The sequence below is a fragment of the Pseudomonas sp. S2_E02 genome, from assembly GCF_054668355.1.
The window spans coordinates 1,938,916-1,960,876 of record NZ_CP162761.1 but is presented as its reverse complement, the minus strand read 5'-3'; the positions used below and the strand labels follow the sequence as shown (position 1 = coordinate 1,960,876).

Here is a 21,961-nt window from a genome sequence, read left to right as displayed (position 1 = left end):
TCAAGTGCTGCAGATTATGTCTTGGACGGTCTCGGTGTCGCAATCTAGGATCTGCTCAACGGTCACACCGACCAAGAATGTATAAGGACAATCCAATGAGCTTGAAAGACAAACTGCCCGGGCAACTGGGCTTCGGCACCGCGCCGCTGGGCAACATGTTTCGCGCCATCCCCGAAGAAGAAGCGCAGGCCACCGTGCATGCTGCCTGGGATGCCGGTGTGCGCTACTTCGACACTGCGCCGTTTTACGGCTCCGGTCTGTCGGAAATCCGCCTCGGTGAGGCACTCAAGCAATACAAGCGCGACGATTACGTGCTGAGCAGCAAGGTCGGCCGGGTGATTCTCGATGAAATCGAAGACGCCGCCACCCGCGATCTCGGCGAGAAGAGCGGGGTGTTCGAACACGGTCGGCCGAACAAGATCGTCAACGACTACAGAGCCGACGCGACTATGCGTTCGATAGAAGACAGCCTCAAGCGTCTGCAAACCGATCGCCTCGACATCGTCTGGGTGCACGACATCGCTCAAGACTTCTACGGCGATCAATGGCTGGAGTACTTCAATCAGGCCCGCACTGGCGCATTCAAAGTGCTCACCCGGTTGCGCGAAGAAGGCGTAATCAAAGGCTGGGGCCTGGGCGTGAATAAAGTCGAGCCGTGCGAACTGACCCTTGATCTCAGCGAAGCGCAGCCGGACGGTTTTCTGTTGGCCGGTCGCTACACGCTGCTTGATCACGAACGCCCGCTGCAGCGCTTGATGGATGCGGCTCGGGCGCAGAACGTTGAAATCGTTGTCGGTGGCCCTTACAGCTCAGGCATTCTCGCCGGCGGCTCGCACTTCGAATACCAGAAGGCCAGCCCTGAAGTCATCGCCAAGGTCGAGCAGATCAAACGCATCGCCGCCGCTTACAACGTCGATATCAAAGCCGCTGCGCTACAGTTCTCGCTGGCCAATCCCGCTGTTGCGGCGGTGATTCCCGGCGCAAGCAAACCGCAACGCATCGCCGAAGATGTCGCGGCATTGTCGGCCAGCATTCCTGCCGGTTTCTGGCAGGCGATGCGCGACGCCCAACTGGTTTCCGAACGTGCACCATTGCCAATCGATGAGGTGAAAGCATGAAGATTGATCTGAGTGGAAAACTGGCCATTGTCAGCGGCAGCACTGCTGGTATCGGCTTGGGCATCAGCCAGTCGCTGGCCGAAGCTGGCGCCACGGTGGTGGTGATCGGCCGCGACACGGGCAAAGTTGAACAGGCGTTGGCGAGTATTCGCGAGAAAGTCCCGGGTGCGCAGTTGCGTGGTCTGGCTGCCGATCTGGGCACTGCGGAGGGCGCGCAGAAACTGTTCGCCGCTGAACCGCGTGCGGACATTCTGGTGAACAATCTCGGCATCTTCGACGCCGTGGATTTCTTCGAAGCGCCGGACAGCGAGTGGACGCGTTTCTATGAGGTCAACGTGATTTCCGGCGTGCGCCTGGCGCGGCACTACGTGCCGGCGATGGTCGAGCAGGGCTGGGGCCGGGTGATCTTCCTGTCCTCGGAATCCGGCGTGGCCACGCCAGCGGACATGATCAACTACGGCGTGACCAAAAGCGCCAATCTGGCGGTGTCCCACGGTCTGGCCAAACGTCTGGCTGGCACCGGGGTGACGGTCAATGCGATCCTGCCGGGGCCGACCTTCACCGACGGCCTGCAAGACATGCTCAAGGATGCCGCCGCCGAATCCGGGCGCAACCTGCGCGATGAGGCCGATGCCTTTGTGCTCAAGGCCCGCCCGACCTCGATCATCCAGCGCGTGGCGGATGTCGAAGAAGTCGCGCACCTGGTGACCTACATTGCTTCGCCGCTGTCCTCGGCCACCACCGGCGCCGCGTTGCGCGTCGATGGCGGCGTGGTCGACAGCCTGACTATCTGAATTCTGGAGAGACGTTTATCTATGCCAACAGCATCCGCAACCATCGACATTCCGGCCTCGGCCGATCAGGTCTGGCAATTGATCGGCGGCTTCAACACGCTGCCCGATTGGCTGCCCTTTATTCCCAACAGTGAACTGAGCGACGGTGGCCGTGTGCGCACCTTGCAAACCGCTGACGGCGCTGTGGTAATCGAGCGCCTGCAAGCGTTCGACAACGCCGCGAAGACTTACAGCTATTCGATCGAACAGGCACCGTTCCCGGCGACTGATTACCTGGCGACGATCAAGGTTGAAGCCCAGGGGCAGGGCGCACGCGTGACGTGGTCGGGGCGTTTCAACGCCAAAGGCGTGAGTGATGAGGAAGTGGTGGCGCTGTTCAGTGGCATCTATCAGGGTGGCCTCGAGGCACTGCGAGCCAATTACCCAACCTGAGTTGATGATCGTTCCCACGCTCTGCGTGGGAATGCAGCCCGGGACGCTCCGCGTCCCTTTCGCAAGCTGGAACGCGGAGCGTCCCTTGAGGCATTCCCACGCAGAGCGTGGGAACGATCATGTCAGTAGTCAGGAATTTTCGATCAGGCTCTGCCGGCAATCGAGCACCAGTTTCGCCCCGCCCAGATCACTGCTGCCGACTTCAAGACTGAAGCCATGCAAGCTGACAATCGCCGCCACAATCGACAATCCGAGGCCAAAGCCACCCTGCGGTTGTCCACCCTCGGCGCGATAGAAGCGCTGGAACACCGCCTCGCGCTCAGCCTCGGGAATTCCCGGTCCGGAATCGTGCACCTCAATCCGCGTCTGCCCACCCGCGTTCACCCCACGCAGCATCACTGTGCCGCCCGGTGGTGTGAACTTGATCGAGTTACTCAGCAGATTGGCCAAGGCCTCGAACAGCAACGCCCGATCACCATTGAGTGGCGGCAGCGTCTCCGGCATGTTCAGCTCGAAACGCAGCTCGCCTTCCTCGGCCAATGGCAAATAAAACTCGTGCAGTTCTTCCAGCAATTGCACTGGATCGAGCTCGACAAAACCTGAACGGCGCTGGCGATCCTCAAGCTCGGAAATCCGCAACAACCCGCGAAACCGCGCCATCAGCGTGTCCGCTTCGGCGAGCACCAGATCCAGTTGCGCCGCTTCCTGCGAACCTTCACCAGCCTGCTGCTGCATGCGATACAGCTGCGCGCGCAGGCGCGTCAGTGGCGTGCGCAGATCATGGGCGATGTTGTCGCAGACGCCTTTGACTTCATTCATCAAGCGCTCGATGCGCTCCAGCATCGCGTTGACGATGGCCGCGAGCATGTCCAGTTCATCGCGGCGATTGGACAAGGGCAGGCGCCGCGTCAGGTCGCCGGCAACAATCGCCTGAGCGCTGGCCTGAATCGCCCGGATGCGCCGCAACGGCCGACGCCGCAGTAAATGCCAACCGGCAATGCCCGGCAGAATCGTCAGCGACACGCCCCAGAACAACGCATGCAAAATGATCCGCGTGACGGCGAACAGCGAGCCGTTATCGCGCAGCAATACCAGCCAGCGCCCATCGCGGGTTTGCGTGGCCACCGCGTCGCAGCTGTCATTGGGCAGGGTCGGGTCATCGGAGTCGGCGCAGTCGGCGAGCATGTGGATCTTGCCGTCCAGCGGCAGGCCTTCGGGGATCTGCTGGAGTGCGCCGCCAAGGTACACGCCTTGCGCATCGAACAGGCCATAAGCGTCGATGCCGCGAATGTCGAAGGTCATGCTGGCGGCGAGGGCGTCTTCGAGTTGTTCGCCGCGAAAGTGCGAAAACAGGTGCTGACGTTGCATCAACGAGTGTTTGGCGAGGTTGTCGAGGTAGCCGGAGACCTCGTAATACATGACCCCCATGAGGATCGCGCTCCAGGCCACGAACAGCGAGCTGTACAGCGCCAGCAAGCGGCTGCTGGAGGAGCGCCAGCCGTCAGACGGGTTCGGCAATGACATAACCCGAGCCCCGTACCGTGCGGATCAGCGGCACATGGCCGGCGGCGTCGATCTTCTTGCGCAGACGGCCGATGTGCACGTCGATCAGGTTGGTGCCGGGGTCGAAGTGATAGCCCCAGACCTCTTCGAAAATCATCATCCGCGAAAGGATCTGGCCACTGTTGCGCATGAGGAATTCGAGCAGCTTGTATTCGGTCGGCAGCAGCGTCAGCACTTGTTCGGCGCGGCGCGCTTCATGGCTGATCAAATCGAGTTCGAGGTCGGCCACCTGCAACGTCGTTGCCTGAGTGGCGCCGCTGTTCTGCCGACGCAGCAACACCTCCACCCGCGCGGCCATTTCATCGGTGGCGAACGGTTTGGTCAGGTAATCATCGCCGCCGGCGCGCAAGCCGCGTACGCGTTCGTCGACATCGGAGAGGGCGCTGATCATCAGGATCGGCGTGGCCACGCCCATGGTGCGCAGCGTGGTGACGATGGCCAGGCCATCGAGTTCGGGCAGCATGCGGTCGAGGGTGATCAGGTCGTAGTTGCCGCTCACGGCGCGGTCGAGCCCTTCGCGGCCATTGTCGACCCAGTCGACTTCCAGCCCGTGGCTGCTCAGTTCGGCGACGATTTCCCGAGCGGTCACGGCGTCGTCTTCGATGGTCAAGATACGAGTCATAGGCAGGCCTGCTGATCGGTTCAAACGGAATGGCAGCATTTTGCCAAGAAATTGCGCTGGCGCTTTAAATTAACTTTCATGTTGACCTGTCACAAACGCAGATTTGGAGCGCTATTGATACTTGAGGCCAATGCATAAAACCCGCTGTTATCCGGCAATTATTGCAATTTGCAAGGTTTGCGTAAGTTCACTCTTTCTAACTGATTGAAATTAATAGATTTATCTAATTTCCGCGACTGGCACGGTCACTGCAATTCCTCTGCTGACGAGTTGTAACACCATTTTTCATGCCTGGAGCAGAACAACAATGAATAGATCCTCTGATGGGTTTTATCCTGCCGTTGAAGAGTCGAGCAGCGTTTCGGGCGTGTCCTGGGGCGCGATCTTCGCCGGTGCCGCGGCTGCCGCTGCACTGTCGATGATTTTGGTGTTGCTCGGTTTCGGTTTGGGTTTCTCTGCCGTTTCACCGTGGGCCGGAGAGGGCGTCAGCGCCAAGGGCCTGGGCATTTCCACGATAGTCTGGCTGGCGGCGACGCAAATCATCGCTTCCGGCATGGGTGGCTACATCGCCGGTCGCCTGCGGGTGAAGTGGGCGAACATGCACGGTGACGAAGTGTATTTCCGCGACACCGCGCACGGCTTCCTGGCCTGGTGCGTGGCTACATTGGTCACTGCAGTGCTGGTGGTCGGTTCGGTCAGCAGCGTCATCAGTGGTGGTGTGCAGGCCGGTGCCAGTGTGGCTGGCGGTGCTGCCAGCGCCATGACTCAAGCAGCCGGTTCTGCGGCGGCCAACACCGACAGCAACCAGTACGGCTACTACATCGACAGCCTGTTCCGCGATGACCGTCCGGCCTCTGTCAGCGATGACGCCGCTCATGGCGCTGTGGCACGGATCTTCGCGCAAAGCCTGGCCAACGGTCAGCTGAGTGCTGAAGACCGTACTTACCTCGCACAACTGGTCGCACAACGGACCAACCTGACTCAGGCCGATGCCGAACGTCGCGTTGACGAGATTTATGCGCGCACTCAGAAAGCCCTCGCCGACGCCAAAGTCAAAGCTCAACAAGCCGCCGACACCGCTGCGAAAGTCGCTGCCTGGACCTCGCTGTGGATGTTCATTTCGCTGTTGGCCGGTGCGTTCTTCGCCAGCCTCGCGGCTACTTACGGCGGTCGTCGTCGTGATGCCGTCGAGTACATAGAAGTCGACACCTACACCACGACCACTCCAGTCCGTTAAACAAGGAGCATCACCATGCGCTCATTACTGCTGTTTTTCCTCGGCGTGCCAATCCCGATCATCATCCTGATCGCCCTGTTCGTGCACTGATTGCTTGATTGAGGCGTATGCCTCGGCCGCTTCCACCTTCGGGTGGAAGCGGCTTTTTGCTTTCTGACGGGGAACAAGGGGAGAATCCGCATCGGCAACGGGGCGGCCGTTGCGCGCACGTTTAAGGATGAATACGTTGAACAAGCAAGCAATCAAACGAAAAGTCGTCGAAATGCTCGATAGCGGGCATTCCAGGGCCGCAACCTTCAAGGCGCTTTCGGGTGGCAAGGTCAAGGATCGAGTGCTGGCGGGCTGGATCGGGGCGCATCCGGATCCCGCCCTGAGAAAACGACACGCCGTTAAAGTCAACATTCTGGTCGCACTGATGGGTATCTGGGGACTTCTCGGGGCGATAGCCGGGCTGCTTCAAATCAATGACGGTGGCACCGCTATGGCATTGACCATGGTCTTGATTATTGGCGTGATTCCGCTCTTGTTTGCGTGGGGCTTTTACAAGGGCATCGCGGTGGTTTACACAATCTATGTCACCTTCACGATCAGCCAGATTCCTCGTGAATTCTACGGCTTCAGTGAAGAACCCGTGTCGACTCTGCTCGGCGTGGCGTTCATTCTGGCCATGGTGTTCTACGCCGCCTGGGTCAAATCGCTGCTGTTTCCGGACCTCGCTTTGGTCGGTACAAGGAAGATCAAAGGGCAGTACGTCTTCTCCAACTGATCGTTCGACAATCCAGCCGCTTTCACTGGCCTGGATCAATATTTCGCCGGGCGATATCGCCTAACGTAAATGATCCAGGCCTTTGCTGAGGCATGAACTACAGTGCTTCACGCGCACCTTGTTGCGCTGACGAAGTAGCTGCGTCGACGCCCCTCACAGCCACAATAAACGCGTCGACCCGGTGTAGTGCAGCAAGGAGCTGACACCACCTCAACCGAACTCTCACGGATGAACATAGCAATGCACTGCCAAGAAAGAACCTTCGATATTCAGCCGTTGGCGCAGGCGGATATGACCGTCCACATCAACGGTCAAGCGGTCACCGCCGCCATCGGCGAAACCGTCCTCAGCGTTATTCAATCACTCGGCGTTCGCCAGATCGCGCGCAACGATCACGACCAGATCACCGGCGCCTATTGCGGCATGGGCGTGTGCCAGTGCTGCCTGGTGAAAATCAATGGCCGGCACAAACGCCGTGCCTGTCAGACCGTGGTGCGCGACGGCATGGAGATTGAAACCCAGGTCAACCGCATCACCACGCAAGAGGTGATCGTATGAGCCAGCAACCGGTCATCGTCGGCGGCGGCCCGGCGGGGATGGCGGCGGCCATCGAACTGGCGCGCCACGGCGTGCGCTGCACCTTGCTCGAAGAAGCTTCGCGCCTCGGCGGTGTGGTCTATCGCGGGCCGTTGCGTGATGGCGTGCAACTGGATTATCTCGGCCCGCGTTACTCCGAAGCACTGGGCAAACTGCACGGTGATTTTCAGGAGCAGGCCGGGCTGATCGACGTGCGCCTCAACCATCGCGTGGTCGGCGCCGAAGGCACCCGCGCGCTGGTGGTGCTCGATGGCGACGAGCAGTTACACGAAATCGAGTATCCGCAATTGCTCCTGGCTGCCGGTTGTCATGAACGCAGCGTGCCGTTTCCCGGCTGGACCTTGCCGGGGGTGATCATGCTCGGCGGTCTGCAACTGCAAATCAAAAGTGGCGTGGTCAAGCCGCAAGGGCCGGTGATCATCGCCGGCACCGGGCCGTTGCTGCCGCTGGTGGCGACGCAGTTGCATGCGTCGGGCGTCAGCGTCGCGGGCGTGTATGAGGCGTGTGCGTTCGGCAAGATTGCCCGCGAAAGTCTGGCGCTGCTGAACAAGCCGCAATTGTTCCTCGACGGTTTGAGCATGCTCGCCTACCTGAAACTGCACGGTATCTCGATGAACTACGGTTGGGGCGTGGTCGAGGCGCATGGCGAGGGCGAGCTGAAAAGCGTCAGCGTCGCGCCTTACTCGGCCACGTGGGAACCGGACATGAGCCGCGTCGAGCGCTTCGAAGCCAAGACCCTCGCGGTCGGTTACGGTTTCATTCCGCGCACCCAACTGAGCCAGCAGATGGGCCTGGATCACGGCTTCAGCGACGACGGTTACCTGCGCGCCAACGCCAACGTCTGGCAGCAAAGCAACGAACCGCACGTGCACCTGGCCGGTGACATGGGCGGGATTCGCGGTGGAGAAGCGGCGATGCTCGCTGGCAAGATCGCGGCGACCTCGATTCTGCTGCAACGCGGCGTGCTCGAAGAGGAATTGGCGCGTGTGCGCCGCGACCGTTACTTGAGCAAACTCAAAGCCATCGTGCGCTTTCGCGCTGCCGTCGATCGTTACACCGAACGCGGCGTCGGCCAGACCGCATTGCCCGCCGCTGACACGGTGATCTGTCGCTGTGAACACGCGACCCGCGCCGACATCGACCTGGCGCTGGAGCAGGGCGTGCAAGACATCGCCAGCCTGAAAATGCGCACCCGCGTGAGCATGGGCGATTGTCAGGGCCGGATGTGCGTCGGCTACTGCAGCGATCGCTTGCGTCAGGCGACCGGGCGCAAGGAAGTCGGTTGGCTGCGCCCGCGATTCCCGATTGATCCGATTCCTTTTTCCGCGTTCCAGTCTGTCGGCACGGAGGCCGCTGCCCATGAGTAAGTTCTACGACGTGATCATTGCCGGCGGCGGCGTGATCGGGGCGTCCTGCGCCTATCAATTGTCCAAGCGCAAAAACCTCAAAGTGGCGCTGATCGATGCCAAGCGCCCTGGCAACGCTACCCGTGCTTCGGCCGGCGGTTTGTGGGCGATCGGTGAGTCGGTCGGCCTCGGCTGCGGGGTGATTTTCTTCCGCATGATGTCGGCCAACCGCAAGCGCGAAACCCAAGGCGCGGCGGTGGCGGTGGACGCGAGCACGCCGCACATTCTGCCGGAGTCTTTCTTCGATTTTGCCCTGCAGTCCAACGCGCTGTACCCGGCATTGCACCGAGAGCTGAAAGACAACCACGGGATGGATTTCAAGTTCGAAAAGACCGGGTTGAAATTCGTCATTTACGACGATGAAGACCGGCTCTACGCCGAGCACATCGTCGGCTGCATTCCGCACCTGGCCGATCAGGTGCGCTGGCTCGACCAAGCGGCGCTACGCGAGTCTGAACCGAGCGTCAGCCACGAAGCACGCGGGGCGCTGGAGTTTCTCTGCGACCATCAGGTCAGCCCGTTCCGCCTCGCCGATGCCTACATGGAAGGTGCACGGCAGAACGGCGTCGACATCTTCGTCAACACCAACGTCACCGGTGTGTTGCATCACGGCAGTCGCGTCACCGGTGTGCAAACGGCCGAGGAGGGCGTGTTCCACTGCAAGACGCTGATCAACGCCGGCGGTGCCTGGGCGGCGGACTTGAGCGAATGGGCCACGGGTATTCGCATCCCGGTGAAACCGGTGAAGGGCCAGATTCTGCTCACCGAGCGCATGCCGAAGATTCTCAACGGCTGCCTGACCACCAGCGACTGCTACGTGGCGCAGAAGGACAACGGCGAGATCCTGATTGGCAGCACCACCGAAGACAAAGGTTTTGACGTCACCACCACCTACCCGGAAATCGCCGGGCTGGTGCAGGGGGCGGTGCGCTGCCTGCCGGAACTCAAGGACGTCAATCTGAAACGCACCTGGGCGGGTTTGCGTCCGGGTTCGCCGGATGAGTTGCCGATTCTCGGGCCGATGCGCGGGGTGGAAGGGTATTTGAATGCCTGCGGCCACTTCCGTACCGGGATTCTGACCTCGGCGATTACCGGCGTGCTGCTGGACAAACTGGTCAACGATGAACCGCTGCCGTTGGATATCACGCCGTTTCTGGCGGACCGGTTTGAGGTGGCGCCGGTCAAGCAAGTGCTGGAACTGGAACTGGTCTGACCTTGGCAAGATGATCGTTCCCACGCTCCGCGTGGGAATGCCTCAAGGGACGCTCCGCGTTCCAGCTCGCGAATTGGAACGCAGAGCGTCCCGGGCTGTATTCCCACGCGGAGCGTGGGAACAATCGGGTGTGGCTCAGGTGTTGCGGGATTCTTCTTCCAGCTGGTCGGATTCGAACAACCGCGCCAGTTCCGCCCGGGCTTCCTGGGCGGTTTGCAGAACTTTCGCTGCGTCGTCGTAGATCGCGTGTTGCGCCTCCAGCACCTGTTCGTCGTGATGCTTGAAGCGTTTGATCCGCGCATCGGCCTGGGCCTGAGTCAAACCAAGTCCGACCAATGTGCGCCGACTCATCTCCAGACTTGAGTAATACGTCTCTCGAATCGCCTCCGCGCCAACATCGACCAAGCGGTGCACGTGCTGACGGTTACGTGCCCGAGCGATGATCTTCATGTGCGGATACAGCTTGCGCACCACCTCGGCGGTCTTGATGTTGGTCTCCGGATCGTCCGTGGCAATCACGAAATACTCCGCCTCGCCCACCTTGGCCGCATTGAGAATTTCCGGGCGCATCGGGTCGCCGTAGAACACCGGCACACCGCCGAAGCTGCGCGACAGTTCAATGGTCTCCACCGAGGTGTCCAGCGCAACGAACTTGATGTTCTGCGCCCGCAGAATCCGCGCGACGATCTGGCCCATCCGGCCCATGCCGGCGATCACCACACGCGGAGTGTCGGTGTCGATCTCGCGGTATTTTTCCGGCACTTCCACCGGCTGCACTTTCGGGCTGACCAGCCGCGCGCAGATCAACAGCAACAACGGCGTCACCGCCATCGACAGGGTGATGGTCAGCACCAGCAGGTCGTACAGGCGCGGCTCAAACAGGCCCTGATCGCGACCGATCTTGAACACCACAAAGGCGAATTCACCACCCGCCGCCAAGACGATACCGAGGCGAATCGCACTGACCTTGTTCAAGCCCCCGGCCAGGCGTCCGACGATGAACAGCAGCGGTAATTTCAGCCCGATCAACAGCAGCGTCAGCCCCAACACGGTGATCGGCGCGCTGAGCAGCAAGCTGAGGTTGGCGCCCATGCCGACACTGATGAAAAACAGCCCGAGCAGCAGACCTTTGAACGGCTCGATCTGCGCTTCCAGCTCATGGCGATATTCCGAATCCGCCAACAGCAAACCGGCGAGAAACGCCCCCAGCGCCATCGACACACCGACCAGATCCATCAACCACGCCGTGCCGATCACCACCAGCAACGCCGTAGCCGTCGACACTTCCGGCAGACCGGTTTTCGCCACCACGCGGAACACCGGACGCAACAGATAACGCCCACCAACCACGACCACGGCGATACCGCCGAGCACCTGCAACGCATGGTTCAGACTCTCGGCGTTGCTGGTGTCGTGAGCACCACCCGCCAGCATCGGCACCAGTGCGATCAACGGGATCGCGGCGATGTCCTGGAACAACAGAATCGCAAACGCCAGTCGCCCATGGGGGCTGGTCAGTTCCTTGCGCTCGGCCAGACTTTGCAGACCGAATGCCGTCGAGGACAGCGCCAGACCAAGGCCGAGGACGATCGCACTGTTCAGCGGTTGGCCAAACACCGACAGCGCCAGCACGCCGATCACCGAAGCCGTCAGCAACACCTGCGCCAGACCAACGCCGAACACCGATTTGCGCATCACCCACAAGCGTCGCGGCGACAGCTCAAGCCCAATGATGAACAGCAGCAACACCACGCCCAGTTCGGAAATATGCGCGACGCTTTGCGGGTTGCCGATCAGACCCAAAACCGACGGGCCGATGATCACCCCGGCAAACAGATAACCGAGCACGGCGCCCAGTTGCAGACGTTTGGCCAAAGGCACGGTGAGCACGGCCGCGAACAGAAAGACGACAGCGGCTTGCAACAGATTGCCTTCATGGGGCATGGGGGGTTACTCCTGACAACGGTAAGGCGGGGGTGACAAGGATAAGGGCTACCAAGACCTATAGGCCACTGGAGATCCAATGTGGGAGCGAGCTTGCTCGCGAAAGCGAAGTGTCAGTCAACAGGTTTGTCACTGGTAGATCGCATTCGCGAGCAAGCTCGCTCCCACAGGGGATTTTCATCGTTTCTATAATAATTGGCATCAATTGGTTACATTCATAACCTCTACGAATCAATCCCCCGAGTCCCGCCATGGCCATCAACTTCGACCTCAACGACCTGCAAGCCTTTCGCGCCGTGGTCGAGCAGGGCAGTTTTCGCAAGGCCGCCGACACCGTGCGCCTGTCGCAACCGGCGCTAAGCCGGCGCATCGAAAAGCTCGAAGACGCCCTCGGCGTGAAACTCTTCGAACGCACCACACGCAAGGTCAGCCTGACCCAGGCCGGGCGCGGATTCATGCCTAGTGTCGAGCGTTTGCTCGATGATCTCGACGTGGCTTTATTGGGCATCAGCGAAGTCGCATCGACCCGTTTGGGCCATGTCACCGTCGCCTGCGTGCCTTCGGCGGCGTACTACTTCATGCCCCGCGTGGTTGCGCGCTATCACCAGCAATTCCCACGGATCAAAGTCAAAGTGCTCGACTCCAGTGCGCACGATGTCTTGAGTGCGGTGGTCAACGGCGAGGCGGATTTCGGCTTGAGTTTCCTCGGCACGCAGGATGCCAAAGTCGAGTTCGAACCGCTTGTGCAGGAGTGCTACGTCGTCGCTTGTCGCCGCGATCACCCGCTGGCTGGGCGCAGCAGTGTGAGCTGGGACGAGTTCTATCAGCAGGATTACATCTCGCTCGACAAGACCTCCGGCAACCGCTTTCTGCTCGATCAGGCGTTGAGCAGCGTAGTGCCGCAGCGTTCGAGCATCTGCGAAACCCGTCATGTGACAACGATGATCGGTCTGGTGGAGGCGGGGTTGGGGGTGGCGGCGGTGCCGCTCATGGCGATGCCGGGGCCGGATCATCCGATCCTGACGCGGGTGCCGTTGACCGACCCGCAAGTGATGCGCAGTGTCGGCATCATCAAGCGCCGGGGTCGTACGCTGACCCCGGCGGCACTGGAACTGGAGCGGCTGGTGGTGGAAATGAAAGTCCAGCCGCCAATTGTCAGCGCTTGACCGAGTCCAGTCCGGTGGCCTGCACGTCAGCTTGTGCGGCCGGCGCGGCGAGGTAGGCGAGCAGGGCTTTGGCTTCTTCAGGATGCTGTGCGCCGACCGGAATCCCGGCGGCAAAACGCGTCACCGACTGTACCGATTCCGGAATCTTCGCCACGAAACTCACGCCCGGCACCGGCAGCAATTCGCTGACCTGCTGGAAGCCCAGTTGATAGTCGCCAGTGGCAACCACCGAGCCGACCGGGATTTTCGGGATCATTTTTGCCTTCGGCTTCAGCTGATCTTCGATCCCCAGTTTCTTGAACAACTGCTGCTCGATGTAGACGCCGCTGGCGCTGTCGGAGTAGGCCACTGACTGCGCGTCGAGCAGGGTTTTCTTCAGGCCGTCGACACTGCTGATGTCCGGTTTCGGCGCGCCTTCGCGCACCACCAGGCCGATCCGCGAATCGGCCAGCTCAACGCGCGAGGCCGGGTCGACTTTGCCTTGCTTGATCAGGTCATCGAGGGCATAGCCGACCATGATCACCACGTCGGCGTGTTCACCGCGGGCGAGGCGATTGGGGATCGCTTCGGGGGCTTTGCCCATCGACGGGCCGAGGCTGGTGGTCAGGGTGTTGCCGCTGGCGGCAGCGAATTTCGGCCCGAGAATCTTGTAGGCGGCAGTGAAGCCGCCGGAGGTCATCACGCTCAATTCTTCGGCCTGCGCCGCGAGGTTGAACGCGAGACCGGCGAGCAGGGCGGTGACAGTAAACAGTTTTTTCATGGCGAGTTTTCCTCAGGCCGCGACAGGTTGCAGACGACCACCGGCACGGCGGTACAGATAAAGAGTGGCGCACAAGGCACATAGCGCACCGATGCTCATCCAGTAACCCGGCGCGGCTTTGTCGCCGGTGTACTGAATCAGGAAGGTCGACATCGCCGGGGTGAAACCGCCGAAAATGGCGGTGGCCAGGCTGTAGGCGAGAGAGAAACCGGCAACGCGCACCTCAACTGGCATGATCTCGGTCAGCGCCGGAATCATTGCGCCGTTGTACAAGCCGTAGATAAACGACAGCCACAACAGCGACAGCAACATGTGGCTGAAGCTCGGCGCCTGCACCAGGTACGACAGCGCCGGATAGGTCGTGGCCAGGGCCAGCAGCGACATGGCGATCAGCACCGGACGACGGCCGATACGGTCGGACAACAGGCCGCCAATCGGCAACCAGAAGAAGTTCGACACACCGACCAGCAGCGTCACCAACAGTGCATCGGAGGTGCTCAGGTGCAGCACGGTTTTGCCGAAGGTCGGCGCGTACACGGTGATCAGGTAAAACGCGGTGGTGGTCAGCGCGACCATCAACATGCCGCCGAGTACCACGCCCCAGTTCTGGCCGAGGGTGCGGAACACTTCGCCCATGCTCGGGCGGTGTTTGCGTGCGGCGAACTCTTCGGTTTCCGCCAGGTTACGGCGCAGGAAAAAGATAAACGGCACGATCATGCAACCGACGAAAAACGGAATCCGCCAGCCCCAATCGGCAATCACATCCGGCGCCATCCACGCGTTCAGCGCATAGCCCAAAGCGGCGGCGACGATGATCGCCACTTGCTGACTGGCCGACTGCCAAGCGGTGAAGAAACCTTTGCGGCCCGGCGTGGCGATTTCGGCGAGATACACCGACACACCGCCCAATTCCGCCCCAGCCGAGAAGCCCTGCAGCAAGCGCCCGATCAACACCAGTGCCGGCGCAAATAGGCCGATGCTTTCGTAACCGGGCACCAGCACGATCAATATCGTGCCGCTGGCCATGATCGACAGGGTGACGATCAAACCTTTACGCCGACCGACATCATCGATGTATGCACCGAGCACGATGGCGCCCAGCGGACGCATCAAAAAGCCTGCGCCGAACACCGCAAAGGTCATCATCAGGGAGGCGAACTCACTGCTCGCCGGAAAGAACACCGCCGCGATCTGCGTGGCATAGAAGCCGAACAGGAAGAAGTCGAACTGTTCGAGGAAGTTGCCCGAGGTCACCCGGAAAATGGCGCCGGCCCGCGAGCCGTTGTGAGGGATTGAGGCTGTCATAGAAAAGTACTCCACCGCTTTTATGACGTGCGCGACGGGAGGGCGGCGCACGGTTTTTATTGAGGTGGATGGTGGCGCAGGTGTAACAGGATGTTAATTGCATTATTGGCATGGATTGATGTTCAGGGCGGATCAATGGTTTTTTGGGGTACAAATCCATTGCAGCGGTAACGGCTGCTTATGGTTTCGACTGACGGCGACGTCGCCGGTGAGAAAAGATCAAGGGCACTCGAGCTGGCGCTCATTGTAATGAGTGGTTAAAAGCGGGCGCATGGCTTTGGTTTGGTGAGGTGGCTACCCCTCACCCCAGCCCTCTCCCGAGGGAGAGGGAGCCGATTTCGGTTGGTTTTGAAACGTGCATTCGACTCGGTATCGCACATCGGCGCACTTCTGCCAAACACCTCGGTCAGTCCCCTCTCCCTCCGGGAGAGGGCTAGGGTGAGGGGCTCTTGATTTTGCTTTTGTTTACAGGACACCCAAACTCCAATGACCTCTAGCGCCCATCCCGGCAAAAAAAGGAATGATTCCCGAACCCGGCAGTCCGAGTTCAGGTAGCACACATCTCAGGAGGTTCACCGATGAACAGCAAAACCCTAATCGCCAGCCTGGCCCTCGTCGCCGGCATTGCCGGGATCAGCCCACTTGTTCAAGCGGCGCAAACCTCAAATGAACAGGCCGTTCAATCCCCGACCAGCGACCGCGAACTGAAGGTCAACGACCGCGCCCCGGATATTTATCAGCGCAGTGAAAAAGCCATCGACTGGAAAACCAAGGGCCTGAAAAAACCTGTTGAGCAGGCGCAGTGGGTACAGATCAATGACCAGTACGTCATGGTGATGATCACCAACGGGACGATTGTCGAGATGAAACCGGTCGAGCGTTAAGAGCGGATCTCAAAGCCCTGCGCCTGCACACGCGCGGGGCTTTCTCCACCCAACCGATACTGATTATTGCCACTGCGCTTGGCCTCATACATCGCCAGATCTGCGACGTGCAGCAAGCGATCCATGGCTGTCGCATGGTCCGGAAACACCGCCACGCCAAGGCTGGTGCCGATGTGGCGCTGGTCGTTGCCGATGCTGATCGGGGGCGACAGTTCGATGAAGATTTTCTGGCAAATGCTGCGCGCTTCGTCCTGCAAACTCAGGCTCGGCGCCAGGTCTTGCAGGATCACCACAAACTCATCGCCGCCAATGCGCGCGACCGTATCGGTGGCGCGCAGGATGCGTTTCAGCCGCGTGGCCGTGGTGATCAGCACGCGGTCGCCGGCGGCATGGCCGTAGCGGTCGTTGATGGTTTTGAAACCGTTGAGGTCGATGAATACCAGTGCGACGCGGGTCTCGGTCTGCCGCGCGTGATCCAGCGCTTCCGACAAGCGTTGTTCCAGCACCAGACGATTGGGCAGGCCGGTCAGCGGATCGAAGTGAGCGAGGTGTTGCAGGTAGCTGGCCGAGGCTTTTTCTTCGGTGATGTCGCGCACCACACCCATCATTTTCACCACAGCGTCGTGGTCGTTGTGCACCACGTTGCCGGTTTCCCGCAGCCAGCGAATCGTGCCGTCGGGCCAGACCACGCGGTATTCCTCATCATGGTTTTCGCCGGTTTCAAGACAGCGCAACTCACCTTCGCGCACTTTGGTGCGGTCGTCCGGATGGACGCAGGAGCAGAACAGCGCATAGGACGGCGTAATCTCGCCGATCTTGAACCCGAACATGCCGTAAATCGCGTCCGACCAGTACAGCCGATCCGTGTCGACTTCCCAATCCCAAGTGCCGATGCGCGCAAAGTACTGGCTGCGTTTGAAACGCTCGACGTCGCCGTCCTGCTGAATGCGTTGGCCATCGGCGGCCCGCGTCAGCAAATCCCGGTACTGCGCAAGCTGCCTGCGCAAACCGCGTTCGCGCCACAGCAGCAGGGCGATGATGGCCAGCATGCTCGCGCCCATGGCAAGGCTGATCCAGAACAGAGTCATTCGGGCGCTGCCAGCATGGCGGGTCGATCCGTAGAGTAGTGGCGGTTGGCTATGTTAATGCTTCATTACTCGGTTCGGATACCATGTTGATCTGCGCTGCCAGGTTGCCAATCCCCGGCATTTCTGGGAAAACGGCGGCCGGCTGAACAATAGAGTGAATGTTATGAATGATGAACTGCAGGTAATCGATCTTCAGATCGGCGAAGGCAAAGCCGCCATCAAAGGCGCGCTGATCACCACCCAATACACCGGTTGGCTGGAAGACGGCAGCGAGTTCGATTCTTCCTACAGCCGAGGCAAACCTTTCCAGTGCGTGATTGGCACCGGGCGGGTGATCAAGGGTTGGGATCAGGGCTTGATGGGGATGCAGGTGGGGGGCAAGCGCAAATTGCTGGTGCCGGCGCATTTGGGGTACGGCGAACGGACGATGGGCAAGATCCCGCCGGGTTCGAATCTGGTGTTTGAGATTGAGTTGTTGGAAGTGCTGACGCGGGAGGATTGAGGTGGGGGGCGTCGATTTGGATGAAGTCCGTTACTTCATCCAAATGCCGTCAGGGTGGATCAGGTGAATACGTCTATATCGTCAAGCGTGTCTTCGATGATTCCTTGCAGTGAAGGGTGCGTTTGCTTGGCTGATTCGAGTGCCGCAAAAACTGTTTCAGTATCCAGTTCGCCATGTCGGCGAGCGATGTGCCCGAGTGCAGTAGCCGCAGCGGCCACAATTGCTTCGGTTTTGCTGGCGAGCTGTTTCAGGCAGATGTCCTGAGCCCATTTTCTATCGGTTTCATTCAGGCCAATGGATACGAGTGCGGTGATTACGTTTGCATCCGTGTCGCTGGAAAGTAGGCGAATGGCCTCGTCATGGCTAATAGATGGATCTTGATAGATGAGGCTCACTTTGCATCTCCCAGGATTCTGCCTTTGTTGTCTACTTTTTTAGCCTTGATCAGCGCATTTTTCCTATCTTGGTGAAGTTTATCCCATGGCCTTACGTGGCCGTGATAGACATCTCCACCCGTGCGATCGAAGACGACTAGCTCATTTGTTTCTGGATCAATTCCGATTCTACGTGGTGATGTAGGTTTGACCTGAACCGAGTTTTCTAGCGCTTCCTGACCATTGGTTGGTCCTTTACTTTTTATGGGTGTATCTGTTTTTCCGTGGTAACTGGCTGCATCGAACTCAAGCGCCAAAACAATATAAAGGGGTTTAATTCCCGAGTTTGGAGGAAAAACAAGGATGAAATCTCGGTACTCAGGCGGGTAAACCGGATTAACGATGAGCTTGTCCGCTTGCTCAGTCGGCGGATAAATCCAGATCTGGGGAATTTGCGGTGCGCCTTCCAGCGGTGGAATTTCCGATGTACTGCTTGTGTCTACGGCGGGAGTCCAAATCAGTGTTGCCCCATTACCGAAATCTGCGACTTGCTGGGTGCCTTGCTTCACGAACCGTACGACAGGAATCATCTCCCAATCGCTGCGCGTCTGGGTGTTGTACCCATATCCTTTCAAGGTGCCGTCGGCTTGTTGTTTTAAACGCAATCGGACACGAGTGCGACCTTTCTCAAGCGATTTAAGTTGTTCTTCTGTGTATAGCGAGCTGTCGCCCAAACTCGAAGGCCAAAGCAGAGCAACCATGCCGAGCAATGCACCAGCGACAACACCTCCCGTCACTGCACTTGCACCACTCACTGCACTTGCGCCTGGGCTTGCAGTGGTAGTCGTAGCTAATAAAAGCGTTCCTGCCGCAGCGGGAAAATTACGGCCTCCTACTTTTTTCAGCGGGATGTTGCCAGCAGTGTCTCGTTCGCGGCCGCCCAACAAAGACAACTCTCCAAAATCAGCCAACTTCTCGACCGGAATAAATCCGGTACTACTGACATGGTTGATTACACCATCCGGAAGTTGGCAGCTTTTAGCGAACACGCAACCTTTTGCATCGGGCATGGGCTGTTGTGGCTGTTTGATTAGGCTATTTTCGTAGGCTTGCTGTCTGGCAAGCATGTCGTCATAGGCGGTTTGTCTAGCTTCCCGCTCTGCCAACTCGCTGTCGGTCATGTAGCGGCTAGTGATGTGGTGTCCGTCACCGGCCGGTGGATTTTGAACCCGAGGTCTGTCTGTCTTTCGCGCCATGAGCGTCCTTGTTCTTTCGTCAGAAAACGATGCGGACGCTAAATGAATGGGCGTTTGATGGATGTAGGACGGGTCTGAAATTGCGACAGTTGTTACAAGTGTAAAAAATCAGGATGGGTACATCGGCAGGTACCCCAACTCGCTCGGGCCTTCCTATGGTCTGGTTTTCAGATATTTGTTAGCAGAAAGAAAGCCATCGCGAGCAGGCTCACTCCTACAATTGATCGCGGATGCTCATGGGATTTGAGTGCACCGCAGATCTAGTGTAGGAGCGAGCCTGCTCGCGAAGAACGATTACGCGGTCAATCAGGCTGCGTGTGCCATCTCGGCCAGTGTGTCGGCCACGGTTTTTTGCAGTGAGGGGAACCGGCGGGTCACGCGGCGCAGTGCGGGTAGCACGGCGTCGATTTCCAGTTCATCGAGTTGGGGAAGCACGGTGACGGCGGAGGCGACGATGGTTTCGCGTTCGCTTTCGAAGAGCACCAGGCAGGCGTTCTGCGCCCAGCGTCCGTCCCGCTCGTTGAAACCCATCGCCACCAGTGCCGCGACGACTTGTGCATCGGTTTTGTTGGACATGTTTATTGCCTCAGGGCGGGTTCGATTTTGTCGAGGGCGCGGTTGACCGCGAGTTCGCCGAGCATGACCACTTGCTGGATGCCGAGCACGGTGTTGCGGTAGGGCGAGTCGAGCAGGGCGGCGAAGTCGCTGAGCATGATGCTGGCCGAGGCCATGGATTCGCAGGCGTGGGCCATGAGGTCTTCGGCGCCGGTGTTGGGGTCGACGAGGAACATGGTGCTGGGTCTGCGCGGTGGTGAAGGCGGTGTGGGTTTCAGGTAGTGGTCGAGGGCGCGTTCGGCGGCTTCGTGGAGTTTTCTGGAGCCCGGGGTGGAATAGGGGGACGTTGGATTTTGATCGATTTCCGCGTCTGTTTCGGGCGGATTCGGCGTTATTTTGAACATTTCTTAGAACCTTTTAATGAGGCCGACACGTTCATTGCGACTAAACAAATGGGTGGCAGCTATGCGCAGGTTAGTCGACCGGTGGTTCTAAGCAGTCCCGGCGCACCCGAAGGCGCCCTGCGCACAGCTACCATTAAGCTCAGGCGCGAGAATGCCTGACTGAACGGACTGTATGCTGCCAAAAAACCACCGAGCGACTAAACCCGATCACTGAACATTCAGTGACGCGAACCAAGTTACCGGTGACCTCCAAGCCGCACAAGCCGGCGGATTCTGGCGTAGTTGTAGGCAAAGGCGCAAGGCGCTGTAGCCTTGTGGCTGATGTCTAAATGATGCTGCGTTTGACTGGGCGCCTTCGCGAGCAAGCTCGCTCCCACAGGGGAACGCATTCCAAACTGTGGGAGCGAGCCTGCTCGCGAAGGCGCCTGCAAAATCACCTCAGGATTCAGCCCTCACGCCCCGCCCAAACCGCTCCCGATACACCGACGGCGGCACACCCACCACACCACGAAACGCCACACGAAAACTCTCCACCGACCGATAGCCACAACGCTCGGCAATCTGCTCGGTATTGTCTGGCGTACTCTCCAACAACTCCCGTGCCCGCGCTAACCGTTCATGCTGCAACCAAGCCTTGGGCGACTGCCCACTGGCCTCGGTAAATCGCCGCAGAAACGTACGCTCACTCATCGCCGCTTCACTGGCCAGATCACGTACCTCCAGCGGTTCATGCAAACGCTCACGCGCCCACTGCATCACCCGCGACAGATCATTGCGCGGCGTCGGGCTGACCGGGGTTGGAATAAACTGCGCCTGACCGCCAGTACGCTGCGGCGACATCACCAGGCGCCGCGCCACCGAGTTGGCGACTTGCGTGCCGAAGTCCCGCGCCACCAGATGCAGGCAGGCATCGATCCCGGCCGCGCTGCCCGCCGAGGTGATCAACTGCCCGGAGTCGACGTAAAGCACATTGGCATCGACAGCAATCGCCGGGAAGCGCTGCGCCAGTTCCGCCGTGTAACGCCAATGCGTCGTCGCGCCATGCCCGTCAAGCAGGCCGGTGGCGGCCAGCACAAATACACCGGAGCAGATCGACAGTAATCGCGCACCCCGGGCATGGGCCTGGCACAGCGCGTCGATCAATGCTGGAGGCACCGCCGCGTTACGGTCGCGCCAGCCGGGAATGATGATGGTGCGCGCCTCGGCCAACAATTCCAGACCGCCATCGGCCAGCACCTGAATACCGCCCAAGGCGCGCATCGGGCCTTGATCGACCGCCGCAATGGCGTGGGTGTACCACGGGAAATCGAACTCCGGCCGGGTCAGGCCGAAGACCTCCACGGCGATGCCAAACTCGAATGTGCAGAGGCCGTCGTAGGCCAGAATCGCAACCAGACCTGGTGATGTCGGCATTTGGCGGAAAATTCCCGGTGAGTGTCTTGTACGCCACTGTAGCCGCAAGCGGCCGCTCGATAAAGTCTGTTCACACCCGTTCAGATAAAGGAGCAACACCCATGGTCAGCCTGGTTCGCGACATTCCTGCGGCGCCGTCGGCGATCGCCCTGATGCACTTCAGCAATCGTCTGACTTTCGAAACCGATTGTTCCGACGTATTCAGTAGCCAAGAGGCCGGCGAGATTGATTTTGTCCTGGTCGATGTACGCGGGCCGCTGGCCTATGAGCGCGGGCATGTGCCGGGCGCGATCAATATCCCGAACCGGTTACTGACGGCGGCGGAGCTGGCGATCTACCCGAAAACCACGCTGTTCGTGGTCTATTGCGCCGGCCCGCACTGCAACGGCGCGAACAAGGCGGCGGTGAAACTGGCAGCGCTGGGGTATCCGGTCAAGGAGATGATCGGCGGGGTTACCGGATGGCTGGATGAAGGCTTTCAACTCAGCGTTGAGCCAGTCGGCGAAACCGCCATCGGCTGCGAATGCTGACGTTGTTTTAAGAGAAATCCTGAGCAAAAAAA

General features: G+C 59.7%; 24 protein-coding genes. 12 read left to right on the top strand and 12 right to left on the bottom strand.

Translation table 11 applies throughout. The annotated features are described in order from the left end of the window. Positions 1–95 precede the first annotated feature (95 nt). From AB4O01_RS08690 to AB4O01_RS08680, 3 genes are read left to right on the top strand one after another with little or no spacing between them, the layout of a single operon-like run. Complete coding sequence (locus AB4O01_RS08690) at positions 96–1,118, top strand: aldo/keto reductase (protein WP_460091369.1); 1,023 nt, start codon at positions 96–98, stop codon at positions 1,116–1,118. Continuing rightward, positions 1,115–1,912 carry an SDR family NAD(P)-dependent oxidoreductase gene (locus AB4O01_RS08685; RefSeq protein WP_099756603.1) on the top strand — a complete coding sequence of 266 codons (798 nt, stop codon included), beginning with the start codon at positions 1,115–1,117 and terminating at the stop codon, positions 1,910–1,912. Before AB4O01_RS08690 ends, AB4O01_RS08685 begins: the two co-directional genes overlap by 4 nt. A gap of 21 nt (positions 1,913–1,933) precedes the next feature. After that, a complete protein-coding gene (locus AB4O01_RS08680; protein WP_034156162.1) occupies positions 1,934–2,344 on the top strand; it encodes an SRPBCC family protein in 411 nt (136 codons plus the stop codon). A 129-nt stretch (positions 2,345–2,473) separates the two neighbouring features. On the opposite strand, the gene AB4O01_RS08675 is transcribed toward AB4O01_RS08680, so the two are convergent. Together AB4O01_RS08675 and AB4O01_RS08670 are read right to left on the bottom strand one after the other, a co-directional pair. After that, positions 2,474–3,868 (bottom strand): sensor histidine kinase, encoded by a 1,395-nt coding sequence (locus AB4O01_RS08675; RefSeq protein ID WP_460091367.1) that lies wholly within the window; start codon positions 3,866–3,868, stop codon positions 2,474–2,476. Beyond that, on the bottom strand, positions 3,846–4,529 hold the full coding sequence (locus tag AB4O01_RS08670; RefSeq protein ID WP_007914996.1) for a response regulator transcription factor: 684 nt from the start codon (positions 4,527–4,529) through the stop codon (positions 3,846–3,848). Before AB4O01_RS08670 ends, AB4O01_RS08675 begins: the two co-directional genes overlap by 23 nt. 307 nt (positions 4,530–4,836) lie before the next feature. Between AB4O01_RS08670 and AB4O01_RS08665 the strand changes: the two genes are divergently transcribed. Continuing rightward, positions 4,837–5,766 (top strand): hypothetical protein, encoded by a 930-nt coding sequence (locus AB4O01_RS08665; protein ID WP_460091364.1) that lies wholly within the window; start codon positions 4,837–4,839, stop codon positions 5,764–5,766. Positions 5,767–5,790: 24 nt separating this feature from the next. Here the strand turns inward: AB4O01_RS08665 and AB4O01_RS08660 are convergent, their stop codons facing one another. Further along, positions 5,791–6,000, bottom strand: coding sequence for a hypothetical protein (locus tag AB4O01_RS08660; protein ID WP_147307379.1), 210 nt, complete (start codon positions 5,998–6,000; stop codon positions 5,791–5,793). Between AB4O01_RS08660 and AB4O01_RS08655 the strand changes: the two genes are divergently transcribed. The 4 genes from AB4O01_RS08655 (at position 5,993) to hcnC (ending at position 9,748) form a co-directional block, all read left to right on the top strand. Then, positions 5,993–6,532, top strand: coding sequence for a hypothetical protein (locus AB4O01_RS08655; RefSeq protein WP_116254982.1), 540 nt, complete (start codon positions 5,993–5,995; stop codon positions 6,530–6,532). The genes AB4O01_RS08660 and AB4O01_RS08655 overlap by 8 nt on opposite strands. A gap of 240 nt (positions 6,533–6,772) precedes the next feature. Further along, a complete protein-coding gene (gene hcnA / locus AB4O01_RS08650) occupies positions 6,773–7,090 on the top strand; it encodes a cyanide-forming glycine dehydrogenase subunit HcnA (protein ID WP_257355479.1) in 318 nt (105 codons plus the stop codon). Further along, positions 7,087–8,496, top strand: coding sequence for a cyanide-forming glycine dehydrogenase subunit HcnB (gene hcnB / locus AB4O01_RS08645; RefSeq protein WP_460091363.1), 1,410 nt, complete (start codon positions 7,087–7,089; stop codon positions 8,494–8,496). The genes hcnA and hcnB overlap by 4 nt, the downstream gene beginning before the upstream one ends. Beyond that, positions 8,489–9,748 carry a cyanide-forming glycine dehydrogenase subunit HcnC gene (gene hcnC, locus AB4O01_RS08640; RefSeq protein WP_093441061.1) on the top strand — a complete coding sequence of 420 codons (1,260 nt, stop codon included), beginning with the start codon at positions 8,489–8,491 and terminating at the stop codon, positions 9,746–9,748. The genes hcnB and hcnC overlap by 8 nt, the downstream gene beginning before the upstream one ends. 135 nt (positions 9,749–9,883) lie before the next feature. Here hcnC and AB4O01_RS08635 read toward each other — a convergent pair whose 3' ends face one another. Beyond that, complete coding sequence (locus AB4O01_RS08635; RefSeq protein WP_460091362.1) at positions 9,884–11,692, bottom strand: monovalent cation:proton antiporter-2 (CPA2) family protein; 1,809 nt, start codon at positions 11,690–11,692, stop codon at positions 9,884–9,886. A 251-nt stretch (positions 11,693–11,943) separates the two neighbouring features. Between AB4O01_RS08635 and AB4O01_RS08630 the strand changes: the two genes are divergently transcribed. Then, a complete protein-coding gene (locus tag AB4O01_RS08630; protein WP_150693967.1) occupies positions 11,944–12,858 on the top strand; it encodes a LysR family transcriptional regulator in 915 nt (304 codons plus the stop codon). Here AB4O01_RS08630 and AB4O01_RS08625 read toward each other — a convergent pair. Further along, positions 12,848–13,618 carry a substrate-binding domain-containing protein gene (locus AB4O01_RS08625; RefSeq protein ID WP_099756596.1) on the bottom strand — a complete coding sequence of 257 codons (771 nt, stop codon included), beginning with the start codon at positions 13,616–13,618 and terminating at the stop codon, positions 12,848–12,850. The two genes, AB4O01_RS08630 and AB4O01_RS08625, sit on opposite strands and share 11 nt — an antisense overlap. Positions 13,619–13,630: 12 nt before the next feature. After that, a complete protein-coding gene (gene tcuC / locus AB4O01_RS08620) occupies positions 13,631–14,923 on the bottom strand; it encodes an MFS transporter (protein WP_108226972.1) in 1,293 nt (430 codons plus the stop codon). A gap of 578 nt (positions 14,924–15,501) precedes the next feature. On the opposite strand from tcuC, the gene AB4O01_RS08615 reads away from it, so the two are divergent. Then, positions 15,502–15,807 carry an RcnB family protein gene (locus AB4O01_RS08615; protein ID WP_242209642.1) on the top strand — a complete coding sequence of 102 codons (306 nt, stop codon included), beginning with the start codon at positions 15,502–15,504 and terminating at the stop codon, positions 15,805–15,807. Here the strand turns inward: AB4O01_RS08615 and AB4O01_RS08610 are convergent. After that, the gene (locus AB4O01_RS08610) at positions 15,804–16,895 is read right to left on the bottom strand and encodes a diguanylate cyclase domain-containing protein (RefSeq protein WP_460091360.1); all 1,092 of its coding nucleotides are present in this window, start codon (positions 16,893–16,895) and stop codon (positions 15,804–15,806) included. The genes AB4O01_RS08615 and AB4O01_RS08610 overlap by 4 nt on opposite strands. A gap of 163 nt (positions 16,896–17,058) precedes the next feature. Here AB4O01_RS08610 and AB4O01_RS08605 point away from each other — a divergent pair, with 163 nt between their 5' ends. Continuing rightward, entirely contained in the window at positions 17,059–17,397 is a 339-nt protein-coding gene (locus AB4O01_RS08605) for an FKBP-type peptidyl-prolyl cis-trans isomerase (RefSeq protein WP_257355474.1), read from the top strand. A 59-nt stretch (positions 17,398–17,456) separates the two neighbouring features. Here the strand turns inward: AB4O01_RS08605 and AB4O01_RS08600 are convergent, their stop codons facing one another. The 5 genes from AB4O01_RS08600 to ftrA form a co-directional block, all read right to left on the bottom strand. Next, a complete protein-coding gene (locus AB4O01_RS08600; protein ID WP_257355473.1) occupies positions 17,457–17,792 on the bottom strand; it encodes a hypothetical protein in 336 nt (111 codons plus the stop codon). Continuing rightward, complete coding sequence (locus tag AB4O01_RS08595; protein ID WP_460091358.1) at positions 17,789–19,027, bottom strand: S-type pyocin domain-containing protein; 1,239 nt, start codon at positions 19,025–19,027, stop codon at positions 17,789–17,791. The genes AB4O01_RS08600 and AB4O01_RS08595 overlap by 4 nt, the downstream gene beginning before the upstream one ends. Before the next feature lie 306 nt (positions 19,028–19,333). Beyond that, positions 19,334–19,603, bottom strand: coding sequence for a hypothetical protein (locus AB4O01_RS08590; RefSeq protein ID WP_007915053.1), 270 nt, complete (start codon positions 19,601–19,603; stop codon positions 19,334–19,336). 2 nt (positions 19,604–19,605) lie between these two features. Continuing rightward, positions 19,606–19,986 (bottom strand): DUF6124 family protein, encoded by a 381-nt coding sequence (locus AB4O01_RS08585; protein WP_116254971.1) that lies wholly within the window; start codon positions 19,984–19,986, stop codon positions 19,606–19,608. Between the two features lie 438 nt (positions 19,987–20,424). Beyond that, entirely contained in the window at positions 20,425–21,399 is a 975-nt protein-coding gene (gene ftrA, locus AB4O01_RS08580) for a transcriptional regulator FtrA (RefSeq protein WP_460091356.1), read from the bottom strand. A 101-nt stretch (positions 21,400–21,500) separates the two neighbouring features. Between ftrA and AB4O01_RS08575 the strand changes: the two genes are divergently transcribed. After that, a complete protein-coding gene (locus AB4O01_RS08575) occupies positions 21,501–21,929 on the top strand; it encodes a rhodanese-like domain-containing protein (protein WP_460091355.1) in 429 nt (142 codons plus the stop codon). The last annotated feature ends 32 nt before the right edge of the window (positions 21,930–21,961 follow it).

What these genes read in the sequence shown, in the direction of transcription:
- AB4O01_RS08595 (WP_460091358.1), bottom strand. Translation starts at nt 19,027, where the DNA reads ATGGCGCGAAAGACAGACAGACCTCGGGTTCAAAATCCACCGGCCGGT.
- AB4O01_RS08665 (WP_460091364.1), top strand. Translation starts at nt 4,837, where the DNA reads ATGAATAGATCCTCTGATGGGTTTTATCCTGCCGTTGAAGAGTCGAGC.
- AB4O01_RS08610 (WP_460091360.1), bottom strand. Translation starts at nt 16,895, where the DNA reads ATGACTCTGTTCTGGATCAGCCTTGCCATGGGCGCGAGCATGCTGGCC.
- tcuC (WP_108226972.1), bottom strand. Translation starts at nt 14,923, where the DNA reads ATGACAGCCTCAATCCCTCACAACGGCTCGCGGGCCGGCGCCATTTTC.
- AB4O01_RS08690 (WP_460091369.1), top strand. Translation starts at nt 96, where the DNA reads ATGAGCTTGAAAGACAAACTGCCCGGGCAACTGGGCTTCGGCACCGCG.
- hcnA (WP_257355479.1), top strand. Translation starts at nt 6,773, where the DNA reads ATGCACTGCCAAGAAAGAACCTTCGATATTCAGCCGTTGGCGCAGGCG.
- AB4O01_RS08590 (WP_007915053.1), bottom strand. Translation starts at nt 19,603, where the DNA reads ATGTCCAACAAAACCGATGCACAAGTCGTCGCGGCACTGGTGGCGATG.
- AB4O01_RS08630 (WP_150693967.1), top strand. Translation starts at nt 11,944, where the DNA reads ATGGCCATCAACTTCGACCTCAACGACCTGCAAGCCTTTCGCGCCGTG.
- ftrA (WP_460091356.1), bottom strand. Translation starts at nt 21,399, where the DNA reads ATGCCGACATCACCAGGTCTGGTTGCGATTCTGGCCTACGACGGCCTC.
- AB4O01_RS08625 (WP_099756596.1), bottom strand. Translation starts at nt 13,618, where the DNA reads ATGAAAAAACTGTTTACTGTCACCGCCCTGCTCGCCGGTCTCGCGTTC.
- AB4O01_RS08635 (WP_460091362.1), bottom strand. Translation starts at nt 11,692, where the DNA reads ATGCCCCATGAAGGCAATCTGTTGCAAGCCGCTGTCGTCTTTCTGTTC.
- AB4O01_RS08685 (WP_099756603.1), top strand. Translation starts at nt 1,115, where the DNA reads ATGAAGATTGATCTGAGTGGAAAACTGGCCATTGTCAGCGGCAGCACT.
- AB4O01_RS08615 (WP_242209642.1), top strand. Translation starts at nt 15,502, where the DNA reads ATGAACAGCAAAACCCTAATCGCCAGCCTGGCCCTCGTCGCCGGCATT.
- hcnC (WP_093441061.1), top strand. Translation starts at nt 8,489, where the DNA reads ATGAGTAAGTTCTACGACGTGATCATTGCCGGCGGCGGCGTGATCGGG.
- AB4O01_RS08605 (WP_257355474.1), top strand. Translation starts at nt 17,059, where the DNA reads ATGAATGATGAACTGCAGGTAATCGATCTTCAGATCGGCGAAGGCAAA.
- AB4O01_RS08585 (WP_116254971.1), bottom strand. Translation starts at nt 19,986, where the DNA reads ATGTTCAAAATAACGCCGAATCCGCCCGAAACAGACGCGGAAATCGAT.
- AB4O01_RS08675 (WP_460091367.1), bottom strand. Translation starts at nt 3,868, where the DNA reads ATGTCATTGCCGAACCCGTCTGACGGCTGGCGCTCCTCCAGCAGCCGC.
- hcnB (WP_460091363.1), top strand. Translation starts at nt 7,087, where the DNA reads ATGAGCCAGCAACCGGTCATCGTCGGCGGCGGCCCGGCGGGGATGGCG.
- AB4O01_RS08680 (WP_034156162.1), top strand. Translation starts at nt 1,934, where the DNA reads ATGCCAACAGCATCCGCAACCATCGACATTCCGGCCTCGGCCGATCAG.
- AB4O01_RS08670 (WP_007914996.1), bottom strand. Translation starts at nt 4,529, where the DNA reads ATGACTCGTATCTTGACCATCGAAGACGACGCCGTGACCGCTCGGGAA.
- AB4O01_RS08575 (WP_460091355.1), top strand. Translation starts at nt 21,501, where the DNA reads ATGGTCAGCCTGGTTCGCGACATTCCTGCGGCGCCGTCGGCGATCGCC.